We start from the raw sequence: 5,585 nt of genomic DNA on the forward strand, positions 1-5,585 counted from the left end.
CCGGCACCGGCGTCGCTACCGGCACCGGCGCGTCGCGGCGGGCAGGCACGGATCAGGAGTGCGGCTTGGCGGGCGAGGTGTGGAAGGCGTTCTGGGTGGCCTCCAGGCCACTGCCGAGCAGCGACTCCACGGCATCGGCCGCCCGGTCCACCAGAAACGGGAGCTCCTTGCGTTCCGGAGCCGAAAAGTCACGCAGGACGAAGTCGGCCGGATTCATCCGGCCGGGCGGGCGCCCGATCCCGACCCGGACCCGGAGATAGTCACGCGAACCCAGCGCGGCGGTGACCGAACGCAGACCGTTGTGCCCGTTGTCGCCGCCGCCGAGCTTGAGCCGGATCGTCTCGAACGGGATGTCCAACTCGTCGTGAACGACCACGACGTGCCCGATGTCGACTTTGAAGAAGGCGCGCAGGGCCGCTACGGGCGGGCCCGAGGTGTTCATGAAGGAGCGGGGCCTGGCGAGCAGCATGCGGGCCCCGGCGAGGTGGGCCTCGGCGACGTCCGCGCCTCCCCGGTGCGCGCGGAAACGGTCCCCGACCCGCTCGGCCAGCAGGTCGAGAACCATGAATCCGATGTTGTGCCGGTTGCCGGCATACGTCGGGCCGGGATTGCCCAGCCCGACGACCAGCCACGGGCCGGCGGCCATGCTCCCGGCCTGGGCCTGGGCCTGGGCCTGCGTCCGGGGCCCGGTCGCTGACGGAGTCATCGCGGCGTCATCCGGGCGGCGGCGTCATCCAGGCGGAAGAAGGTCATCCAGGCGGGAGAAAACGTCGGTCAGGCCGAAGCGCCGGCCTGCGCCTGCTCGCCCTCGGCCCCACCGGCCGCTTCGGCACCGGCGAGGTCGGCGTCCACCTGGGCGGCGGTCGGCTTCGCCAGCCCCTGGACCACCACCTGCCCGGCGTCGGTCTCCAGCACCGTGCCCGCCGGGATGACGAGCTGGCCGGCGCTGATGTTCGCACCCGGCTTGAGACCGGTGACGTCGAGCTCGATCGACCCGGGGATGTCGGTCGCGGCCGCCTGCAACGAGACGGCTGTCAGCTGCTGGTCGACGAGGGTGTCGCTCTCGGCGATCCCGACGAGGGTCACCGGCACCTCGACCGTGACCCGCTCGCCCTGACGGATGATGACCAGGTCGACGTGCTCGAAACTGCCCTTGATCGGATGACGCTGGACGTCCTTGGGAAGGGCGAGCTGCGTCCCGTCGGAGAGCTCCAGCCGGAGCAGCACGTTCGTACCGGCATCGGTCTTGAACGCGTGCAGAAGATCGTGAGCGCGCAGCGAGATGTGGCGGGGCGGCTGGCCGTGGCCGTACAGGACGGCCGGGACCTTGCCGGCCTTGCGGGTACGACGAGCCCCGCCCTTGCCGAACTCGGTGCGGGGCTCCGCGGCGATGCGGACCTCGGACATGGCGGTACTCATCCTCCTATTACGGATCTTCAATGGACATCGGCGCCGCCTTAGCACAAGAAACCAGCAGCGCCGCGACGCGGTCTTTCAGAGTACCGGACGCATCATGAGCCGACGGATCCGCCCTGTCGCCGACGGAAGACCGTGTGGCGTGCCGGGTGGGACCGAGTGGAGGGCCTGATGGACGGCCCGATGGAGGGCTGTTGTCGCACAGTGCGCGCATGCGGCTATAACGGTCCGATGAGGGCTCAGACGCCGCAACCCCTGTTGCTGGTCGGTGCCGGCGGGTTCGCCCGCGAGACGGCCCAGGCCGTGCTCGCCACCGAACGATACCAGCTGATCGGTTTCACGGACGACGATCCGGCCCGCCACGGCGGCACGGTGGACGGCCTGCCCGTCGTCGGCGGCACGGAGGTGGTCGCCGGTACGCCGGACGCGGCGGTGATCCTCTGCCCCGGCTCCGGCGCGGTCCGGGCCCGGCTCGCCGCCCGCCTGGCCGCTGACGGCGTCGGCCCGGAGCGCTTCGGCACGGTCGTCCACCCCAGCGTGCACCTGCCGCCCTCATGCACGCTCGGTCATGGCAGCGTGCTCCTCCAGGGGGCGGCCCTGACCACATCCGTCACCGTCGGTAATCATGTTTCGGTGATGCCGAACACGGTGCTCACCCACGACGACGTCGTCGCCGATTTCGCGACGATCTGCGGATCGGTCACGCTGGCCGGCGGGGTGCGGGTCGGGGCCGGCGCCTACCTCGGCCAGGGCGCGCTCGTCCGGGAGAACCTCACGATCGGCGCGTGGTCGACGCTCGGCATGGGCGCGGTCGTACTCACCGACGTCCCCGAGGCCGAGGTGTGGGTGGGCAGCCCGGCCCGCTTCCTGCGCCGGGCCGCACAGCCGCCCTCGCGGTAAGTCGCCCTCGCGGCAGGCCGGCCGGGCGGCGTGGCCGCCCTCGCTATAGTCGGCAGCGCACGAGTCGACGTCGCGCGTCGACCGAGGGGGTCTCGCGCCGGGCCGGCGCGTGCGGGGGACGGAAACGACATGCCATTGACTGCCGCACGGAAAAGTTCCATCGACTACATCGGCCACGCCGGTTTCGTCGTACGACACGATGAATTCCGGCTGCTCATCGACCCGTGGTTCCACCCGGCTTTTCTTGAGTCCTGGTTCCCGTTCCCGGACAACGGGCACCTGCTCGAGCGGGTCGCCGCCGGCTCCTATGACGCGTTGTACGTCTCGCACACCCACACCGACCACTTCGACCGGGCGCTGCTGCGCATGCTCCCCCGGTCGCTGCCGGTGCTCTGCGCGGCCTTCCGCTCCCGGGACCTGCTGCGGGAGATGCGCGGCCTCGGCTTCAGCGACATCACCGTGCTCGGCCACGGCGAGTCGGTACCGCTGCGCCCCGGCCTCCAGGCGACCATGCTGCTGGACACCAGCCACAAGGAGGACAGCGCGCTCCTGGTCGAGCTGGACGGTTTCCGCTTCCTCGACCTCAACGACTGCCACCCCAAGCTCACCGAGCTGCCACGCGACGTCGACCTGCTCGCCGCGCAGTTCTCCGGGGCCATGTGGTACCCGAACTGCTACTTCTATCCTTTGCCGGTGATGCGGGAGAAGGTCGCCCAGGTGCGTTCCGGCCTCCTCGACACCCTGATGCGGACGGTCGCCGCGACCGACGCCCGCGCCTACGTCCCCTGCGCGGGGCCGCCAGTCTTCCTCGACCCGGCTCTGCGCGTCCACAACGACCGCGAACAGACGATCTTTCCGCACTGGGCGGACGTCGCGCCCTCGTTCGTCGAGGCGGCCCCGCAGGTGAAGATCGTCGACGTCCAGCCTGGTGACCGGATCGACATCGTCGGCGGCAAACCGGTCACGGCCGCGGCACCGGCACCGGCACCCACCGACGTCGCCGGCTACGCTCGGCGCCGGCAGGCGCAGTGGGGCGCGCACGAACAACGCCCCGACACCCCGGTGAACACGGCCGAGCTGGACGCCTACTTCTCCCGGCTGATCCGGCGCAACCGCCCGTTGCTGGCGGACTACCAGCGCGATCTCACCATTCTTTCCGGTACGCGGCGGTGGACGGTGATGATCCGGCCGGTTCCCCCGCAACCGGCGGTCGTGGCGGCCTCGCCCCCGGCGCTCCCACCCGACGCTGTCCCACCCGGCGGCGCCACGGCCGGCGGCACCACAGCCAGCGACGGCACAGCCGGCGGCAGCGCGGTGGCCGCTGGCCCGCCGGGCAGTTACGAGCTGCATGTCCCGCCGCGCGTCCTGCGCGCGATCGTCGACGGGGAGGCCACCTGGGAGGAGGCGCTGCTGTCGATGCGGATAGGGCTCCGGCGCGATCCGGACCTGTTCGACGTCACCCTGATGGGCCTGCTGCGCTACGGCGACACCCCGGTGGTGACCTGGCAGCTGCGGCAGGACAGCTCCGTGTCGGACGAAACGATCACCCGTGACGGACTGCGGATTCAGCGTTACTGCCCACACGCCGGCGAGGATCTCACCGACGCCGACATCGTCGACGGCGTGCTGGAATGCCCGCGCCACCACTGGGCCTGGGACCTGACCACCGGACGCTGCGTACGAGGCGGCACCTGGCCGCTGTCGGTCTCCCCCACCGAGTAGAGCGCCATCCACCCGCCGGGAGGACCGGGATCACCGGTGGGGAGCGAACATGATGAGGCCGGCTCCGGTCAGGCAGACGAACGCGCCGGCGATGTCGTAACGGTCAGGCCGGTAACCGTCGGCGACAACGCCCCAGGCGAGGGAGCCGGCGACGAACACGCCGCCGTAGGCGGCCAGCAGCCGCCCGAAGGCCGCCTCCTCCTGAAGCGTGGCGACGAGCCCGTAGACGCACAGGGAGACCAGCCCGCCGCCGACGAACAGCACACCCCGGTGCTCACGGATCCCCTGCCACACCAGCCAGGCCCCGCCGATCTCGGCGAGCGCGGCCAGGACGAAAAGCACCGCCGTACGCGGGACGGACACGGCTTAGACGGTGGGCGCCGACGAGGTACCGCCGGCGAACCAGGCGAGCGCGTCCCGCAGCGCGGGACGCCATACCGTGAACGTGTGCACCCCCGGTCGCAGGTGTAGCTGCACCGGGTACCCGTCAGCGCTGAGAAGATCACGCATATGCCGGATGGGAGTGGTGACGGCGTGGTCACGGCGCCCCGCGTCGAGCCAGACCCGCGGCCGGGGGCCCGGTCCCAGCCCGTCGACATAGAGATCAGGGCTGTTCGCGGCCGCGGCGGCCTGGGCCGCCGGACCGGTACCGAACAGCGGGCGGAGCCCGTCCTCGTGGGTCGGACGGGTCAGCCCGGACATGTCTATGATCGTTCCGAACATGGATCTGTGCCGCAGGCCGAGGTTGAGCGCGCAGTAACCACCCGCCGACATCCCGGCGATCCCCCGGCCGGCCGGTCCGGACTCGGCCCGTAAGGCCGACTCGACCGTCGGTATGACGTCGCTGAACAGATGGGTCTCGACATGTTCGGTCACCCCGTCGACGCACTCCGGGTCGTCGAGCCAGCCACGGCTCATCCGCGGCATCACGATGATCACCGGATGGCCGGCGGCGGCGACCTGGGCACCGGCGTCGGCGGCCTGCCCGCCCCGCAGCCAGTCAGCGGGGATGCCAGGTGATCCGTGGATCAGGTAGAGCACCGGAAAGCGCCACCGCGGCTGGTCGAAGTACTGGGGCGGAAGGTAGACGAGCGCGGTCGTCCGCCCGAACCCGCTACCACGGTCCGGAACCGGCAGGGTCAGGACGGCTCCGTGGGGATGCGGACGCGGGGCGTCCGACGGCGTCGGGGAGCGCAGGTCCGCGACCTTCAGACGCGGATCGGAGCCGCCCGCGGTCGCCGCTCCCACCACGTCCCCGAGCCGGGGCAGGTAACTGAAGTAGGCGTTGACCACGTCGGCCACCGCCGCGACCGTCAGAAGTATCGCCACGGGGACGGCCAGTAACCTGGTCGGTTTCGGCCATCCGCGACGGATTCGGATCACCATGATCCATAAAACCGCCACCGCCGCGAACAGGCCACCGATGAATCCGCCCGACAGCACCGACAGTCCGCTCATCGCCGGACTGTTCGCCCCAGGATGTCCATACGGTCAACGATCGCACAGCCGTCGGGCGACACGGGCCCGGCCATGGGGAGGCGCCAGCG

The 5,585-nt window shown here is 71.0% G+C and carries 6 protein-coding genes; 2 read left to right on the forward strand and 4 right to left on the reverse strand.

Features of this window, described 5'->3' with window-relative positions:
- Positions 1-52 precede the first annotated feature (52 nt).
- A complete protein-coding gene (pth, locus tag AC5LUJ_RS05525) occupies positions 53-646 on the reverse strand; it encodes an aminoacyl-tRNA hydrolase (protein WP_250286529.1) in 594 nt (197 codons plus the stop codon).
- A 128-nt stretch (positions 647-774) separates the two neighbouring features.
- Positions 775-1,407 (reverse strand): 50S ribosomal protein L25/general stress protein Ctc, encoded by a 633-nt coding sequence (locus AC5LUJ_RS05530; RefSeq protein ID WP_250289970.1) that lies wholly within the window; start codon positions 1,405-1,407, stop codon positions 775-777.
- Positions 1,408-1,647: 240 nt separating this feature from the next.
- Between AC5LUJ_RS05530 and AC5LUJ_RS05535 the strand changes: the two genes are divergently transcribed.
- Together AC5LUJ_RS05535 and AC5LUJ_RS05540 are read left to right on the forward strand one after the other, a co-directional pair.
- Entirely contained in the window at positions 1,648-2,316 is a 669-nt protein-coding gene (locus AC5LUJ_RS05535; protein WP_250286018.1) for a NeuD/PglB/VioB family sugar acetyltransferase, read from the forward strand.
- A gap of 129 nt (positions 2,317-2,445) precedes the next feature.
- Positions 2,446-4,038: a Rieske 2Fe-2S domain-containing protein gene (locus AC5LUJ_RS05540; RefSeq protein ID WP_250289969.1), complete on the forward strand. Its 1,593-nt coding sequence runs from the start codon at positions 2,446-2,448 to the stop codon at positions 4,036-4,038.
- A gap of 30 nt (positions 4,039-4,068) precedes the next feature.
- Here the strand turns inward: AC5LUJ_RS05540 and AC5LUJ_RS05545 are convergent, their stop codons facing one another.
- Together AC5LUJ_RS05545 and AC5LUJ_RS05550 are read right to left on the reverse strand one after the other, a co-directional pair.
- Positions 4,069-4,401: a YnfA family protein gene (locus AC5LUJ_RS05545; protein ID WP_250286020.1), complete on the reverse strand. Its 333-nt coding sequence runs from the start codon at positions 4,399-4,401 to the stop codon at positions 4,069-4,071.
- Positions 4,402-4,404: 3 nt separating this feature from the next.
- Positions 4,405-5,496: an alpha/beta hydrolase gene (locus AC5LUJ_RS05550; RefSeq protein ID WP_250286021.1), complete on the reverse strand. Its 1,092-nt coding sequence runs from the start codon at positions 5,494-5,496 to the stop codon at positions 4,405-4,407.
- Positions 5,497-5,585: the final 89 nt, after the last annotated feature.

It is taken from the genome of Protofrankia sp. CiP1_Cm_nod3 (assembly GCF_982290655.1).

What these genes read in the sequence shown, in the direction of transcription:
- pth (WP_250286529.1), bottom strand. Translation starts at nt 646, where the DNA reads ATGGCCGCCGGCCCGTGGCTGGTCGTCGGGCTGGGCAATCCCGGCCCG.
- AC5LUJ_RS05530 (WP_250289970.1), bottom strand. Translation starts at nt 1,407, where the DNA reads ATGTCCGAGGTCCGCATCGCCGCGGAGCCCCGCACCGAGTTCGGCAAG.
- AC5LUJ_RS05535 (WP_250286018.1), top strand. Translation starts at nt 1,648, where the DNA reads ATGAGGGCTCAGACGCCGCAACCCCTGTTGCTGGTCGGTGCCGGCGGG.
- AC5LUJ_RS05540 (WP_250289969.1), top strand. Translation starts at nt 2,446, where the DNA reads ATGCCATTGACTGCCGCACGGAAAAGTTCCATCGACTACATCGGCCAC.
- AC5LUJ_RS05550 (WP_250286021.1), bottom strand. Translation starts at nt 5,496, where the DNA reads ATGAGCGGACTGTCGGTGCTGTCGGGCGGATTCATCGGTGGCCTGTTC.